Here is a 16622-nt window from a genome sequence, read left to right on the forward strand (position 1 = left end):
TCTCTTTTTATATAATCGCAAAAGAAATCAGCTTGTTTAACTAGCTATATTTTTATTTTTCACAGAGACTTATTCGTTCTCTTTCACAGCCATTAAATGAATCCCTTCAATAAAAGTATCAATTAAAATAAAGAAACTTTGATCGATATCTAATGACATCGCGAATCCACCCATTTGTTCAATCGAAGTAAAGCCATGCAAAATGCTTCGTAGTCCTCTAACCATGTGAATAGCAGTATCTTCCTTCAAGTTGTATGCCTGAAGAACTTTAACGACAAGTTTAACGATAGCCTGCTGTGCTTGATGCAGTTCACGATCTTCAGGATCAGGGAATCGGGTAGCAGCTTCATAAAGCCCGGGATGTGTTCTTACAAATTCTATATAAGTTTGGCTAAGCGCTCTGATTGCCTCGTCTCCTGAACGGCCCACCGCCGCCTGCAGCATGCACTCGTACAGTGACTTTATGCCCTGGATCGCCAGCTTCTGTTTTAACTCATCTAATCCGTTAATGTGGTTGTAGAGGGAGGGAGGACGCACTTGTAATTCTTTCGCTAGCACGCCGATGGACAGTTGTTCGAGCCCGTTATCGTCAATGAGCTCAACTGCTTTTTGCAAAACAACAGACAAATCTAATTTCATACGGGGAGACATGGTATGTTCACCTCTTAAGAGAATTGATGTAATTTTTGTTCTGCCTTAATAATGGCTTTATTTATTAAACCTTCCGGCTGTTCCAGCATTTTGCCATGCCCTACAGCGAGCAGACCGGGACGAAGGTTTTTTAGCTTTTTAGCACTTTCAAGCGCTGTCGCCTTATCCCAAGTGCCGAATGCCGGAAATGGAAAGGATGGTCTAATCATTCCGGCTACTGCCATCCCTCCCCTTGTTTGAAGGGCATCACCAGCAATTAGGCTGCGATTTCGAATATCAAAAAGGGAAATGGAACCAGGGGTATGCCCAGGGGAAGATACGATCTCCAATGAGCCAACCCGTTCTCCTTCTTGAAGAAGGGAATCTGGACGGGTTTTTAGCCTTTTGGGGACTCCTCCGCGAATCGGACTGTCTGCTTCATTTTCCATAAGACGGATATCGCCATCAAACAATAAAGAATCCCTTGAAGAAATGAAGACAGGAACATTAGGCATTGCTTCCTTTAAAGTATCCAGTGCCCCCACATGATCATCGTGGGCATGTGTAATCATTATTTTTGTGATTGGCTTGCCAATCATTTTAGCAGCATGCATAATCCCTTTTCCACTATAGGGAAGAGCTGCGTCAATGAGTGTAAGTTCAGTTTCTTCCTCAACTAAATAACAATTAACAGGAAAAATATGGGGCGTAAAAGTCAATTGAAACAATGTGCCAGCCTTTGTTATCTTCATTTTTATCAAACTCCCAACTATTACTAATATAATTAATATATTAACTAATATTGTTAGTTTTAGCAATGATAATTTAAATATAGGGTTTGTTTTCTACCTTTCTCAGAGTACAAGAGCCTAACTTCTCAAGTAGTTGTCTGTCAACGTGCGAAGCTTGATAAGAAGGGGGAATACAGCAGTCAGACGAACAAGGAAGAAAACAAATGTCCGCCAATAATATGAAAAAGAAGCAGCCCTTAAAGAGCTGCTTCTTTTTCATATCCATTCACAACCAGATCTAACTTTCCTGTTTCAGGATCAATGACAAGCCCGTGCACAGGAATTTCATTTACCATGAGAGGATGTTGCTTTACCATATCGACACTGTGCTTCACACTTTCTTCAACACTGCTGAATCCTTCAAGCCAATGATCTACATCAATACCAGCATGGCGGAGCGTATCAATTTTTTCCTCTTTCACGCCCCGTTCTTTCATCGCAGTTAGAATCACATCACTTGATAGCGTACTCATCCCGCAATCGTGATGACCAACGACTAATACTTCATCTGCTTGCAGCTGATAGACGGCTACAAGCAAGCTTCTCATAATACTTCCGAATGGATGATTAACGATAGCTCCAGCATTGCGGACGATTTTTACATCGCCATTTCTAAAATTCATCGCTCTAGTAACTAATTCTACCAGACGCGTATCCATGCAAGTTAAAATGACCACACGCTTATCAGGGAATTTATCTGTTGTAAATTCTTCATACATTTTATCATTCACGAACTTTTTGTTATAGGACAGTACTTCATGTAATAACGTCATCTAACCAACCCCTTCTTCATTCAGCTTATTTTCCATCTTAGCTACAATAAATTATATCTTATTCTATACTCAATTAATTAGGATTTTTGTAGTAAATTACTGCTTTTTATTCATAAATATCTCCCGTGGATAGGCGAGAAGTCGATTTCTCCTGCGGAAATGAATAAAAAGGATTCATTTGAGTGGGTCGAAATAGTTAGAGAGACGGAATGAATGAAAGAGGAAAGAATATCTTAAAGTAAGTGAAGCAAAGAGAAAAAGAGGGATGATAGTATATAACGTTTGGAGTAACGAACAACTTTTAAATGTTATAAAATAATATGTCAGAAAATTTAATATTTTCATGAAAATTGTCTTGTCATCGCCCTTTTTTTAATATATTATTACGTTTAAAGGATGATATGGAAAGGTTTTCAAATAAAACAGGCTATATTTCCTTACCTATTAAATTTCTCCAAAAGTATAACAAAAAAAGAAAGCTGATTTAACTTATGATATTACGATGATTAAATCAGCTTTACTTTATAAAGAAAGAACGGCTTTCCTTCCCACACTTTACGAATGCAATTCGACTACTTTAGACCTAGAAGGATGCTGTAAGTTTGAAGGGAGAGAAGGAAATGAAGAAAAGAATGTTAGCGCTGTTAACAGCAATGATGATGGTGTTCCTTGCTGCATGCAGTGGGGGAGACGCTGATTCTGCATCAGGGGATGGAAAAGACTCAGGCGGAGAAATCAAGATTGGCAGTGTAATTGATGCTTCTGGAAGCGCTTCACCACTTGGGAAAGGCGAAGAGGAAACGATAAAAATGATCGTTGATGAACTGAATGAAAAGGGCGGGATTGACGGAAAGAAAATTAAACTGATTTCCATCGATTCAAAGTCAGATCAAAATGAAGCAGTCCTTGCCACAAAGAAATTAATTGAGCAAGAAAAGGTAACGGCAATTATCGGGGGAACAATTAGCGGTAACAGTCTAGCCATGATACCGTTGGTTGAAAAAGCAGGCATTCCATATCTTTCGCTGGCAGCCAGCAAGCAAGTAAATAACCCGGATGACAAATCACCGCGTAAGTGGACGTTTAAAACGGCACAGGGAGATGATGTTGTCATTCCTAAATTGCTTGAATATTTGGAAAAAGAGGGAGTTAAAAAAGTGGCCTGGCTTAATGTAGCTAATTCCTACGGTACTAGCGGTCATGAGGAATTCACAAAGCTTGCAGGCGATCATGGCGTGAAAGCGGTCATCGAAGAGGAGTTTGAAGCGACAGTCAATGACGCTAAATCTACTTTAACACGTGTTAAAAAAGCAAAGCCTGAAGCAGTTATTGTTTGGGGAACAGCGCAGGAATCAGCGGTTGTAACGAAAAATATTCGTGAAATTGGCATGGATGTTCCCATCATTGAAAGCCATGGAATCGGGACAAAGCAATTTATTGAATTAGCAGGAAACGCAGCAAATGGAGTTATTTTCCCAGCCGGAAAACTATTGGTATTAAATGAGTTAGACGATAGTGATCCACAAAAGAAAAGCTTTCGGCTTTCAAAGAAGCCTATGAAAGCAAGTATAAAAATACAGCAAGCACCTTTGGTGGCCATGCGTATGACGCTATTCATATTTTAGCGGAAGCCCTTGAAAAAGGCGGAGCTGATAAAGAGAAGATAAGGGAAGCTATTGAGAAAACAGATGGATTTGTAGGTATTTCAGGCACATTTAAAATGTCACCAGAAGATCATAATGGCTTAAAGTCTGATAGTCTCGTCATGGTGAAAATCGACGAAAATGGCGAATGGAAGCTAGGGGAGTAACCGGCAGCAAGCTGAATCATTGATTAAAGAGAGAAGCAGGGAAGGAAAGAGGATTCCCTGCTTTCCTGATAAAGGTGGGAGTAAACATGGAGCTAACCAGTCAATTTATCCAGCTGATTTTTTCAGGTTTAACAATCGGCAGTATCTATGCATTAGTTGCCATCGGATTTGTCATCACGTATAACATTACAGGCGTTTTGAACTTTGCCCAAGGAGATTTTGCTATGCTTGGGGCGATGTTTGCGATTACATTTGTTTCCATGGATATGCCAATGGGATTAGGAATCATTTTAAGCATAGGAATCGTCGTGCTAATCGGCGGGATTTTTGAACGGACAGCCATCTATCCGGCGCGTAATGCATCGCTCCCAACATTGATTATTATCACGCTTGGGGTAGCGATTGCGATCCGCGGGCTTGCCATTCTAATTTGGGGAACACAGCCAAGATCATTGTCGCCGTTCACAGAAAATAATCCGATTAACGTGTTAAATGCCGTATTGCTGCCACAAAGCATTTGGGCAGTGGGGATTTCAGTCGTCAGCTTAATTGCCATGCACTACTTTTTTAATAAAACATTCATTGGAAAAGCTGTTACAGCATGTGTAGTCAATCGTTCTGCTGCTAGATTGATGGGAATTAAGCCCGAATGGATGTCTTTTATTTCGATAGCAGTGAGCGCAGGGCTTGGAGCCATTGCCGGTATTATTATCGCCCCGATCTCGGGAGCCACATACGAAATGGGATTAATGATTGGCATGAAAGCTTTTGTTGCTGCGGTAATTGGCGGGTTGACCAATGCGCCAGCTGCCATTATCGGCGCTTTTATGATTGGGATATTGGAATCATTTACAGAAGGTTTGTGGACGTCAGGATATAAAGATGCAATCAGCTTTGCCTTACTTCTTATCGTATTGTTCTTCATGCCGAATGGGCTGTTTGCTAAAGCGAGTGGAAAGCGGGTGTAGAGTAGATGAATCATCCAAAAGTAAAAGAGCTATATAACAGGCACTATGGCGGTCTCTTGCTGTTCATAGCTGCTCTCATCATTGTTCCTTTTTTTGCTAACTCCTTTTTGTTAAGTGTCATGATCTTAGTAGGTCTTTATGCGATTGTTACAACAGGATTGACCATGCTTATGGGGTATGCGGGACAAATATCACTGGGACACGCCGCTTTTTACGGAATAGGCGCTTATGCTTCCGCTGTCATGACGGGGACTTATGGAATGTCAGGAATTGTTGGCATTCTGGTTGGTGTGGCTTTAGCAATTATCATTGCGGTTTTAATCGGCATCCCAACATTGAAGCTTAAAGAGAATTATCTAGCGCTTGCCACACTTGGCTTCGGTATCATTATTTTTACCTTTTTCAAGGAATTAAAAGAGCTTACCGGCGGCTTAAATGGATTCTTTGGTATCCCATCATTTAATTTGTTCGGATTTTCTTTTGATACGGATGTGAAATTTTACTTTTTGATTTGGGCGCTACTGATTGTCGGTATTATCTTTTCTAAAAATATTATTGACTCACGTGTTGGGCGGGCACTCCGTTCTATCCATGGCAGTGATGTGGCAGCCAATTCAATCGGAGTGAATATTCAACAGTACAAATTAAAGGTATTTGTGTTAAGTGCCATCTACGCTTCCGTTGCTGGCAGCTTGTATGCTCATTACGTGACTTTTATTAATCCAGATCTATTTACAGCGATGGAGTCGATTAACTTCCTGATTATGGTTGTTATCGGAGGATCGGCAAGTGTTTGGGGAGGAATGATTGGAGCCATTGTTTATGTTCTGTTAAACGAACTTTTAAAAGACATTATTCCGGTGTTTTTTCCGAATGTGGGAGGAGAATTCCAAATTGTCTTCTTTGGTGTACTTCTTGTTGCCATTTTAATTTATATGCCTCAAGGACTTGCACCGACACTTGGAAAGTTATGGGGACGTCTAGCGGGACGGAAAGCTAAAAAGACCGCCATCACTGGACCGCCGAATGCTGATGCAACAGTGGGAGGGAGTAAATAATGAGCAAACCGCTGCTGGAAGTGAAGGGATTAACGAAAGCCTTTGGAGGTGTTGTCGCTGTTAGCGGCGTTGACTTCCATTTAAATGAAGGGGAAATCGTGGCGGTAATTGGACCGAACGGTGCTGGAAAGACAACGCTTTTCAATATGATTACCGGTGTGTTGCCGCCTACATCGGGGCAAGTGTTTTTCAGCGGGAAGGAAATAACAGGAAAACAGCCTTACCAAATTGCTGATGCAGGCATTACCCGTACATTCCAAAACTTGCAGGTGTTCGAAAATATGAGTGTCATTGAAAATGTAATGACCGGTGTGCATTGCCGATTAAAAACAGGATTTCTACAGGCCGGTTTCCGGTTGATGGGTGTGAGGAAGGAAGAACAGCAGGCGTTCGATATAGCAATGAGTTGTTTAGAGAAAGTCGGAATTGCTGATCTCGCTTTTGAACCGGCAGAAGTGCTTCCTTATGGAAATCAGCGTCTGTTGGAAATTGCCAGAGCGTCTGCTTCTTCGCCAAAGCTCATTCTTCTTGATGAGCCAATGGCCGGGTTAAATCCGCAAGAGTCAAGACAGCTTGTTGATATTATTAAGAAAAAGCGGGATGAAGGAATGTCATTTCTTTTTGTAGAGCATGACATGGAAACAGTAATGGGAATTTCTGATCGCATTGTCGTTATTGATTATGGTAAAAAGATTGCCGAAGGTACGCCGGCTGAAATTTATGAAAATGAGAAGGTAATTGCCGCTTATCTTGGAACGGAAGAGGAGGAGGCGATTTGATGCTTAAAGCAACGGATATTCATACGTATCATGGCTTTCTCCATGTGTTAAAAGGAATTTCCTTTGAATTAAACAAAGGAGAGATTTTCGCTATTGTCGGTTCAAATGGGGCTGGGAAAAGCACACTGCTCGGTACAATTGCCGGCATTTATCAACAACGCAAAGGAAGCATTCTCTATGAGGGAGAGGAGGTCGGCAAGCAAAAGGTAGAAGCCATTGTTAAAAAGGGAATTTGTCTTGTACCGGAGCGTCGGCAGATTTTTGATGCTTTGTCCGTGAAAGATAACATGATGCTCGGTGCTTATCATCGCTATCGGCAAAGCAAAAAAACACTCCAAAAAGATATAGACCGCTGTTATGAATTGTTTCCAAAGTTAAAAACAATGGAAGATCGTCCCGGAGGCCTGCTCAGCGGCGGGGAGCAGCAAATGCTCGCTATTGCACGCGGTTTGATGTCTAACCCGAAATTAATGATGCTGGATGAACCATCATTGGGGCTGGCACCGCTGATTGTTAAGGACATTATGAATATCCTTGATCAGCTGCGCACAGAATTTGGCACAACCATTATTTTAGTGGAGCAAAATGTAAAAGCTGCTTTGAAAGTGGCTGATCGAGCATGCGTGATGGAACGGGGAGAGATCGCTATCGAAGGAGAAGCTAAAGCATTGATGAAGGACCCAAGAGTGCGAGATGCTTATCTCGGCGGCAAAAGCCAATCTGTTTCTGTCTAATGAATAAGAGGAATAGAGAAGGGATACTGTGAAACACAAACAGTATCCCTTTTTGCTGTCCTATATTAGTTTCAGTGAAAGTTTTATCTCTTCTTCCAACTCGTCCATCAAGATGAAACGGGCTTTTCGAAATCGTTCTTTTCCTTGAATGAAAAAAAGAACAGCTGGAACAGAAAAGACCGTATATTGACCAGAAATGTCGGGTGCTTCCGTCATATTTGCCTCTACAGCATATACATCGGGAAATTGCTTCAGCAATTCCTCTACACGTGGATGGATGGCATGACATACTGAACAGTTTGGGCCAGAAATAAAGGCAAGAACAGCCTCATGCTCGTGAAGGGCTGTCTGCAATTCGGCAAGCGATGAAATCGTATGCAAAAAATCACTCCTTTCCCTTATTGTAAATCTTTTTTGATTATCACAGCAAGCACGCTTATAATGGAAGATAGTTTGAACAGGGAGGGATCTTCTAATGGCAGGAAGAAACGAAGAAGAATTAAAGCAGGATATTTCACTTTTAGGAAACCAAGGAACGAAGTATACATTTGAATATGATCCGTCGATTTTAGAGTCATTTGACAATAAACATCCAAATCGGGACTACTTTGTAAAATTTAATTGTCCGGAATTTACAAGCCTTTGCCCGGTGACTGGTCAGCCGGATTTCGCGACCATTTATATCAGCTATATTCCTGACATCAAAATGGTAGAAAGCAAGTCACTCAAGCTCTATTTATTCAGCTTCCGTAACCATGGTGATTTTCATGAGGACTGCGTGAATATTATCATGAATGACTTGATTGAATTAATGAATCCTCGCTACATTGAAGTATGGGGCAAATTTACGCCGCGTGGCGGCATTTCTATTGATCCATACTGCAACTGGGGACGTCCGGGAACAAAGTTTGAAGAAATGGCGAATTATCGTTTAATGAACCACGATATGTATCCCGAAACGGTGGATAACCGTTAAAAAATAAAAATCATTAGTGATCATAAGAATACTATGCTATACTTGGTCTACCATTTACTATTACTTGTTTCGATTTTCCCTATTCATTCGTGAATAGGGAATTTTTATGGTGTTTAAAATAAAAACAGACTCTAATTTTAGAGTCTGTTTTTATTCGTTGATTTGTATTATGCTTTTTGAACGTTAGTTGCTTGCAATCCGCGTTGGCCTTGTTCAATATCAAATGTTACAGCTTGACCTTCGTCTAAAGATTTATAACCGTCGCCTTGGATAGCTGAGAAATGAACGAATACATCGTCTCCATCTTCGCGTTCGATAAATCCAAAACCTTTTTCTGCATTAAACCATTTCACTTTACCTTGTTCCATTTGTAATTCCTCCTCGTATGCAGCGCATACATTGTGTTACTATCCTTGCTCCAACTCTTCCAGACGAAAGTATATATATCACTTATCAATCCTTACCGAACAAAAATAATTCCTGTTAAATGTAACATGAAAAGTTTGAATGAACAAGTGAAAATAAAATATAATCTTTATAAATGTAAAAAAGTTAAAATCCCCCCGGAAATGATGTTTATTCATTCCATCAATCTACCATTGTTACGCTCAAGGCCTAGGATGGATGCCTGCTATATCGAAAGAGAGGCAAGCTGGCATTAAGCGGCAGTATCTTTAGTGGTTTAAGGCTCCAAGAAGTTTGCTAGTGATGTGACCATGGCAGTCTATTTAAAAGAGATGACCTAATAAGGCATCTCTTTTGTTTGTAAAAGCTATCTAGGGTGAGGGAAGATGCATAGATGTAGGGAGCTGCGAACGAATACTGCGGGACTTGAAGCTTATCCTGCTATTTCATTCCCTAATTTTTTTAAAAAATCTAAAAAGAACTAATTGATAGGAAAAAAGTTGTGGTATAATCATCGCATTGATAGAGAATATAGGAGGTCATTTATGAAAAAGATTGTCGGGTTCATTGCTGCTTTGATTTTATTCGCCACTTTACTACCTTCACAACAAGCAGAAGCAGCGGCTGTAAACAAGCACTATACGGTCGGTGTAGCAAAGTTAGATGTGCGTGAAAAGCCAAGTCCAAAAGCAAAAGTTATCGGTTCATTAAAGAATGGAACAGTGGTATTTGTTTACAACACTGAATCAGGTGGATGGTCGAAGATTAAATATAATGGAAAAGCGGGATACGTAGCTTCAAGCGGGTTTGTAAATTATGATAAGGCCACCGCAGCTAAATCCCTTGTCGTAAAAGCTTCTCCAGGCACCTCGTATAAAACCGTAGGGAGCATTAAGGCGGGTCAACCAGTGCAAGTATATGGCGGTGTACCTGTCGGTAAGGATCAGGGCGACTGGATTTCAGCTGATCAATATGGCTGGTCTAAAATCAAATATAAAAACAAATACGCCTATGTCAAAGCACACGAGTTGAAATTTGCTGATCCCTATAATTGGGCGCCAGGGGTGAAGGCGGCATTTGAAGCTGATCTAGTGCGACAAGGATACGCAGATTCCATCGATACGATCAGATATAAAAAATCCGGTATTTTTGGCAATCAAGGATACTATTCAGTAAGCGCTAAGATGGATGGAGTATACTACGACTATATCGTTACGGTTAATGTAAAAACAGGCTGGTATCACGGATAATTAAATCTTCTATAGCTATATATTGTAAAGAGCTGCTTATTACAGCAGTTCTTTCAGACTGTAGACAAACTCAATGAAATTCTAGAGTTTGTCTACAGTCCTTTTTATTTTGCTTGTGAATGGGAGCTGTTGATTTCCATTCCAGGCGCTTCGCTTTCCGCGGGGCGGGCGGTGAGCCTCCTCGCCGCGAAAGCGCCTGCGGGGTCTCACCTGTCCCGCTGATCCCGCAGGAGTCTTTGCGCCATCCATTTCAATCAACAGGGGTTACAAAGTTAGAGTAGCCGTACAACCATACCTGTTTTAAAATAAATAGATCAAACACTTGAGGTGAGAAAGATGCTTTCGAAAAACAATCCAATCCAACGGAATCAAATAGAAATGATCGCTCTAGACCAGCTTGTACCAGAGAATCACCTGGTCCGTAAAATGGAGGCAGCGATGGATTTCTCTTTTATTTATGACTTGGTGGAAGGATTGTATACGGAAGTGGGCCGCCCAAGCATTGATCCAATTATTTTAATTAAACTAACATTGATCCAATATGCCTTTGGCATTCGATCCATGCGCAAGACGATCGAGGAAGTGGAAACGAATATGGCCTACCGCTGGTTTCTCGGTTATGGATTCCATGATAAAGTGCCGCATTTCTCTACCTTCGGTAAGAACTACGAGCGTCGCTTTAAAGATACCGACCTGTTTGAACAGATCTTCTATCGTATCTTAAAAATAGCTGCCGAGAAAAAGCTCATTAGTGCGGAGCACGTTTTTGTGGATTCCACTCATGTAAAAGCTAGCGCGAATAAGCGTAAATTTGAAAAGAAAATGGTTCGCAAAGAAACACGCGCGTATCCGGAACGCCTCCAAGAAGAGATTAATCAGGACCGAGAGGATCATGGAAAAAAGCCGTTCCCGCCAGATAAGTTCGATAAAGAAGAAACGAAAGAAATCAAGGAAAGTACAACCGATCCGGACAGTGGCTACTACGTTAAAGACGAACGAACCAAACAATTTGCCTATTCCTTTCACGCGGCCGCAGACCGTAAGGGATTCGTAATTGGCACAATGGTCACACCAGGCAACACACATGACAGCCAGATCTTAGAGCCGTTAATGGAGAAAGTGATAGAAAAGGTAGGAAAACCTAAAGCTGTTGGTGCAGATGGAGCTTACAAAACACCTGCCATTGCCAGTTATTTAATGGAAAACGGCATGACACCTGCCTTGCCTTATACACGGCCGCGCACAAAAGAGGGCTTCTTCAGAAAGCATGACTATGTGTACGATGAACATTTTGACTGTTACCTTTGTCCGGCAGGGGAAGTATTGAATTACTCAACGACGAATAAGGAAGGCTATCGTGAATACAGATCACCCAAACAGGTTTGTACCTCCTGCCCTTTTTTAGCTAAATGCACGGAAAGCAGAGATCATCAAAAAGTGGTGACACGCCATATTTGGCAGAAATATATGGAAGAGGCCGACCATCTTCGCCACCACGAAGAAGTTAAAGCGATTTATGCGGAGCGAAAAGAAACGATTGAGCGTGTATTCGCAGATGCAAAAGAAAAGCATGGCATGCGTTGGACAACGTTAAGGGGACTTAAAAAATTGTCGATGCAAGCGATGCTTACTTTCGCTGCCATGAATCTCAAGAAAATGGCCAGCTGGACTTGGCGAGAACCAGAAATGGCTTAAATGATGACCTCGGAGAGGTCTATCTTTCTCTCGAATGGCTTTAAAACTACCGAAAAATCAAAAGGGGTTCGGAATAAGACTATTCCGAACCCCTTTTGTCGACAAACTGAAAGAACTGCTTATTACAGCAGTTCTTTTTTATATACTTTGATTTATCATTATATCTTCTGGGCACTTATAGCAGGATAAACCAAAGATTGGTTTATTCACTGACGGTAGAAGAGAATAATAAGGACAAATGGAAGGGAAAAGAAAACAACTAAAACGGAGAGGCTTCTATTTAAAACGAGAGGTAAAATCGACTTTTCTTACCACCTCTTGCGTGGAAGTTAGTAAAGCAAGAGAGCTTCCTTTTCAAAATTATGATTCTTAATTGGTTAAAACAAAAAATAAAAAGAGTAGACCTTTCCCAAATAGTCAATCGGGGAAAGGTCATTTTTATATATATGAGAGTCGTGTTAGAAGAAACATTGTTAAATTGCAACGTAAGCCTCTTTTATTCGTTTAGGTCAAACGACTCATCTTTGTTTTTGGCAGGAATGATAAAAAGCGGTGATAATCTTCTATTCCTCTCTTGTTCATTCCGTTTATTTCCATTAATTAATGAAAGCATGCGAATAGGCTGATTCTATCAATAATTGAGCTATTTTATATATATAAAAGAAAGATGAAGCAGGAAAAATTAATGAATTTTTCCTAAACTCCACTTTTGATTGTTTTAGGAAAAGAGGCACCACGAATCTTTATGCCTACTTTCATTCCTCCTTATCCTAGCCTGTATTGGTTTTATCATGAAAGCAATGGGGCACAGGATTAGAAAAATAGACCCATTGCTGGGAATTTTTTTAGTATTTTAGATATATATATTATAAAAATGTCATTATTTTAACAAATTTGTTGTTTTTTCTGTTTGCGTGTAATATTTCCTATTGTGGAGAATATTGTCACATGGATAAAATTCAATATTCTCTTGTTTGAAAAAAGATATATGGGGAGATGAGTATGGAACACGAGAAGATGGAAACTCGCCAAGAGAGGATTGCTAAGCTAAAGAAGGCGAGGGCTTATGAAAGAAACTCTAAATGGATTGGTGCAACTCTGGCTGTTTCATTAACTGCTGCATCAGTATTTGTTCAGCCGGAAGAAGCAAAGGCATGCGATTGTGCTGCCTCTTATACGGTGAAAGAGGGGGACACAATTTATTCGCTTGCCAAAAAGTTTCAAGTATCAGTCGAACAATTGAAAAGTAAAAATGGTTTTGCCTCTAATGATTTATATGTTGGGCAGCAGATGATCGTCCCAACTCTTGATGAGAATGGTCGGCCGCTTCATTTAACATTAATGGAGCAAAAGAAGGATTATTTAGAAAACAATGGGGTCCATAAAGAAAGCAATGAAAAGACTGAACCATCCATCAAACCAGAAGAAATTAAAACAGGGTCAACACCATCTGGAAAATCGACAGAGGCACCAGTAGCAGTAGCTGCCATGGAGAAGCTGGATCAAACAGTCACGAAAGTAACCCCCCAACAAACAAAGATAAGCGGCTCGTTCAATCATGTTGTTCAATCAGGAGACAGCCTGTGGAAGATAGCCAACAAATACGGCACGACAGTTGAAAAGATCAGACAGGACAATCAGTTGAAAACGGATGCATTACAGATTGGCCAAAAACTAATCATTACGCCAAAAGGATCAACGGCTAAACCAGGAGCGGGACAAAAGCCGGCGGAACAGCCAAAGCCACCAGCCCCATCAGGTTCAACGGTGACACATATCGTTCAATCGGGAGACAGCCTGTGGAAGATAGCCAACAAATACGGCACGACAGTTGAAAAGATCAAACAGGACAATCAATTGAAAACGAATGCATTACAGATTGGCCAAAAACTAATTATTACGCCAAAAGGGTCAGCGGCTAAACCAGGAGCGGGACAAAAGCCGACGGAACAGCCAAAGCCACCGGCCCCATCAGGTTCAACGGTGACACATATCGTTCAATCAGGAGACAGCCTGTGGAAGATAGCTAATAAGTATGGCACGACAGTTGAAAAGATTAGGCAGGACAATCGATTGAAAACAGATGCCTTAAAGATTGGTCAAAAACTAATCATTACGCCAAAAGGGTCAGCGGCCAAACCAGGAGCGGGACAAAAGCCGACAGAACAGCCAAAGCCACCAGCCCCATCAGGTTCAACGGTGACACATATCGTTCAATCGGGAGACAGCCTGTGGAAGATAGCTAATAAGTATGGCACGACAGTTGAAAAGATTAGGCAAGACAATCAATTGAAAACAGATGCCTTAAAGATCGGTCAAAAATTAATTATTTATAAAAATAAAGAACAGACAAATAAAAAAGAGCCAGGCAAAATACCCGGCCAAAAGATAACCCAAAAGCCAAAACAGGCTTCCTCTACTGTTAATATCGTCAAGAATGACGATTCTTTATCCATTTTAACAAAAAAACTAATATTTCGGCAGAAAATTTGACGAAAAGCAATCAACGAACGATCGTTGTCTCAACCGTCGAACAGAAAAATACGATGGCTGATGGGAAGGTAGCGGCTGTTAAACCGCCGACTGTCACTTATCACATAAAGCCAGGAGATACTTTGTATTCTCTTGCCGAGAGATTCAATACAAAAGTGAGTGCGCTTATGCAGTTAAATAAGCTTCAATACCCTGTAGCCATCATTGGAACAAGTCTTCAAGTTCCTGCGGATCATGTAAAGACAAGTCAGGGAATGATCGTTGGAGCTATTGATAATCGTTCCATCGAAGTACTAATAGATGGTTCATATCAAGTACTAGAAGTTTCGTATGGATCATCTGAATCTTATTCACACGAAGAAAATCAGCAAGTCTTGCTAACTTATACAACAGGAAGTGACGGGCAGCGTCCTGCTTTAATTAATGTAGAGAAAATTTAGGGGGAAGCGGTAGGATAGCTTCTGCCGTTTTCTCCTCATCATGTAATCGCCACTGATCTAAATGTTTAATGCTATGTATTACTGGCAAGCTCCTTTGTTTGAGAGCAGTTCAGCATAATCATAAGTAATTCTCTACAGTTAATCGTTTAATCAAGGGCGACTTGTTGGTGAGTAATGGGAATGTTAAGTAAGAAAAGGGGTATCACGACTTTTCAGCCAGCTGTTCATAAAAAATGAACGGCTGGCTTTTTGATTGAAGAGCTTCTAAGCAGATGATTGTGAGAATGAGTATAGGTATTAAAGATTGTTATGCTGTTGGCCAATCTCTTTAAGGCCAATCATTTCGTTGGCTACTTCAAGATTCCCGTGCTCATCCACAGATTCACCGGGAAGATATTCACTTGCATCAGTATGAAGATTCATTTCTGGTTTGGCAGGGATGAGCGGCGTCTTTTCTGGATCTTTTTTCTTCATTTAATCATCTCCTTTATTATTAATGTGGCTCAGGAGCGCCTGCTTATACAACCAATAGCTGAATAGAATAGCGGCAAAAGAAGAATCTCATTCTGTGAAGATGCAAGAGAAGGCTTTATCAAGGAGAGACTGTAAGGAGAGTTGACCGGTGCGAAAAGCATAGTATAATGGAGCGATGGTGTACTATATGAAGGAAATGGAGGAAGAAACTTGAAAAGGAAACAAACACAACTATGGGTTAGGTGGTTGGTCTTGCTTTTTTTCATCACGGCTAACTTGATTCCCATTTCTGCTGTAGCGGCAAAACAACAACGTCCTTCTTCAGCGAAGCAGGTAATTGTAGCGTTCGGAGATAGCAATACGCAAGGAACAAATTGGAAAATCAATAAGTATGATGAAAAAAGTAAATGGGTAACGAAGCTACAACAAACCCGCACAGTCATTAACTCAGGTATTGGCGGCAATACAACGGAAAATGGCCGGAAACGTTTTTCTATAGATGTATTAAATAAAAAGCCAAAAGCAGTCATTATTATGTTTGGAACCAATGATGCGGTTTTAAATGCCAAAGGGCAGCCGCGTGTATCGAAGGCCCGATTTGAAAGCAACTTAAAATATTTTACTGATGCGTTAAAAGCACGCAAAATCGAAGTGATTTTAATGACAACTATACCTGTTATCCAAGGGAATGGACAGAATGGGTATTATTACTCCCGATATGACCAGAGGCTTTATGCTAAATATAAAGGGGCCAGACAATGGCATAATTCATATAACGCGATCGTCAGAAAGGTAGCCAAAGAAAAGAAGGTTACTTTAATTGATAACTACGACATAATGACGAGATCAATGAAGGGAATAACCGACCGGAATTTAATCGATTCAGGATGGATTGATTCATCTGGCACTCATCTTACCCCACAGGGAGCAGAGGTAATTTATCGTTTTGTCAACAATGCGCTTAATGCTAAGCTTGCAAAATGACAAGCAACTGCTGCAGGGAAAACAACATTGGAAAAACGCAACAGACAATGGCTGGGAGGGGACTTTATTCTTTTTGTGAAAGTCCTTTCATGTCTATAAAAGGCGAGTTTGAAGGAGAACTAAACGTGCAGAAGCTAATTTTTTATTAGCTGTTTAACTGAGAGAAGTTAATAGGACAGTCTTTTTGTCCGCATTTATGGTTTTCTGTATTAGTTTGAGATACATAGAACAATTTATGCCCAAGCAGTTGAATTTCTCTATACAAATGAAATTACCAACTGATTATGCCATTGCTAGAGACCGTGGAGAAACAGATGCCGTGTTTGGTGAAAGTGGGCTAGCTGATGAACTGAGGGGGGATG

Annotated in this window: 16 protein-coding genes and 1 pseudogene; 11 read left to right on the forward strand and 6 right to left on the reverse strand. The window is 40.7% G+C overall.

The genetic code is table 11. From position 1 onward, the window contains the following. Positions 1-69: 69 nt before the first annotated feature. From CJ483_RS17115 to CJ483_RS17125, 3 genes are all read right to left on the reverse strand, one after another. Positions 70-651: a TetR/AcrR family transcriptional regulator gene (locus tag CJ483_RS17115; RefSeq protein ID WP_120036325.1), complete on the reverse strand. Its 582-nt coding sequence runs from the start codon at positions 649-651 to the stop codon at positions 70-72. A gap of 14 nt (positions 652-665) precedes the next feature. After that, positions 666-1382: an MBL fold metallo-hydrolase gene (locus tag CJ483_RS17120; protein WP_120036326.1), complete on the reverse strand. Its 717-nt coding sequence runs from the start codon at positions 1380-1382 to the stop codon at positions 666-668. Positions 1383-1618: 236 nt separating this feature from the next. Further along, entirely contained in the window at positions 1619-2194 is a 576-nt protein-coding gene (locus CJ483_RS17125) for a beta-class carbonic anhydrase (protein ID WP_120036327.1), read from the reverse strand. A gap of 620 nt (positions 2195-2814) precedes the next feature. On the opposite strand from CJ483_RS17125, the pseudogene CJ483_RS17130 reads away from it, so the two are divergent. From CJ483_RS17130 to CJ483_RS17150, 5 genes and pseudogenes are all read left to right on the forward strand, one after another. Then, positions 2815-4004 (forward strand): annotated as a pseudogene (locus CJ483_RS17130) (ABC transporter substrate-binding protein). An 86-nt stretch (positions 4005-4090) separates the two neighbouring features. Further along, positions 4091-4972 (forward strand): branched-chain amino acid ABC transporter permease, encoded by an 882-nt coding sequence (locus CJ483_RS17135; RefSeq protein WP_120036328.1) that lies wholly within the window; start codon positions 4091-4093, stop codon positions 4970-4972. A 5-nt stretch (positions 4973-4977) separates the two neighbouring features. Then, positions 4978-6030 carry a branched-chain amino acid ABC transporter permease gene (locus CJ483_RS17140; protein ID WP_120036329.1) on the forward strand — a complete coding sequence of 351 codons (1053 nt, stop codon included), beginning with the start codon at positions 4978-4980 and terminating at the stop codon, positions 6028-6030. Next, positions 6030-6809 (forward strand): ABC transporter ATP-binding protein, encoded by a 780-nt coding sequence (locus CJ483_RS17145; protein WP_120036330.1) that lies wholly within the window; start codon positions 6030-6032, stop codon positions 6807-6809. Before CJ483_RS17140 ends, CJ483_RS17145 begins: the two co-directional genes overlap by 1 nt. After that, a complete protein-coding gene (locus CJ483_RS17150; protein WP_120036331.1) occupies positions 6809-7543 on the forward strand; it encodes an ABC transporter ATP-binding protein in 735 nt (244 codons plus the stop codon). Before CJ483_RS17145 ends, CJ483_RS17150 begins: the two co-directional genes overlap by 1 nt. Before the next feature lie 60 nt (positions 7544-7603). Here CJ483_RS17150 and CJ483_RS24630 read toward each other — a convergent pair whose 3' ends face one another. Beyond that, positions 7604-7924, reverse strand: a complete 321-nt coding sequence (locus CJ483_RS24630; RefSeq protein ID WP_182917091.1) for a thioredoxin family protein — start codon at positions 7922-7924, stop codon at positions 7604-7606. 94 nt (positions 7925-8018) lie between these two features. Here CJ483_RS24630 and queF point away from each other — a divergent pair, with 94 nt between their 5' ends. Then, on the forward strand, positions 8019-8519 hold the full coding sequence (gene queF / locus CJ483_RS17160; protein ID WP_120036332.1) for a preQ(1) synthase: 501 nt from the start codon (positions 8019-8021) through the stop codon (positions 8517-8519). Positions 8520-8686: 167 nt separating this feature from the next. On the opposite strand, the gene CJ483_RS17165 is transcribed toward queF, so the two are convergent. Then, positions 8687-8887 (reverse strand): cold-shock protein, encoded by a 201-nt coding sequence (locus tag CJ483_RS17165; RefSeq protein ID WP_120036333.1) that lies wholly within the window; start codon positions 8885-8887, stop codon positions 8687-8689. A gap of 582 nt (positions 8888-9469) precedes the next feature. Between CJ483_RS17165 and CJ483_RS17170 the strand changes: the two genes are divergently transcribed. The 4 genes from CJ483_RS17170 (at position 9470) to CJ483_RS17185 (ending at position 14802) form a co-directional block, all read left to right on the forward strand. Continuing rightward, positions 9470-10174 (forward strand): SH3 domain-containing protein, encoded by a 705-nt coding sequence (locus CJ483_RS17170; RefSeq protein ID WP_120036334.1) that lies wholly within the window; start codon positions 9470-9472, stop codon positions 10172-10174. 336 nt (positions 10175-10510) lie between these two features. Continuing rightward, positions 10511-11869 carry an IS1182 family transposase gene (locus CJ483_RS17175; protein ID WP_120036335.1) on the forward strand — a complete coding sequence of 453 codons (1359 nt, stop codon included), beginning with the start codon at positions 10511-10513 and terminating at the stop codon, positions 11867-11869. 1002 nt (positions 11870-12871) lie between these two features. Then, positions 12872-14362, forward strand: a complete 1491-nt coding sequence (locus CJ483_RS17180; RefSeq protein WP_182917092.1) for a LysM peptidoglycan-binding domain-containing protein — start codon at positions 12872-12874, stop codon at positions 14360-14362. After that, positions 14359-14802 (forward strand): LysM peptidoglycan-binding domain-containing protein, encoded by a 444-nt coding sequence (locus CJ483_RS17185; RefSeq protein ID WP_120036337.1) that lies wholly within the window; start codon positions 14359-14361, stop codon positions 14800-14802. The genes CJ483_RS17180 and CJ483_RS17185 overlap by 4 nt, the downstream gene beginning before the upstream one ends. A 297-nt stretch (positions 14803-15099) precedes the next feature. Here the strand turns inward: CJ483_RS17185 and CJ483_RS24635 are convergent, their stop codons facing one another. Next, a complete protein-coding gene (locus CJ483_RS24635) occupies positions 15100-15276 on the reverse strand; it encodes a hypothetical protein (RefSeq protein WP_182917093.1) in 177 nt (58 codons plus the stop codon). 210 nt (positions 15277-15486) lie between these two features. Between CJ483_RS24635 and CJ483_RS17190 the strand changes: the two genes are divergently transcribed. After that, positions 15487-16260: an SGNH/GDSL hydrolase family protein gene (locus tag CJ483_RS17190; protein WP_259455702.1), complete on the forward strand. Its 774-nt coding sequence runs from the start codon at positions 15487-15489 to the stop codon at positions 16258-16260. Positions 16261-16622: the final 362 nt, after the last annotated feature.

The sequence above is a fragment of the Bacillus sp. PK3_68 genome (assembly GCF_003600835.1).
Classification (GTDB): Bacteria; Bacillota; Bacilli; order Bacillales; family Domibacillaceae; genus Pseudobacillus.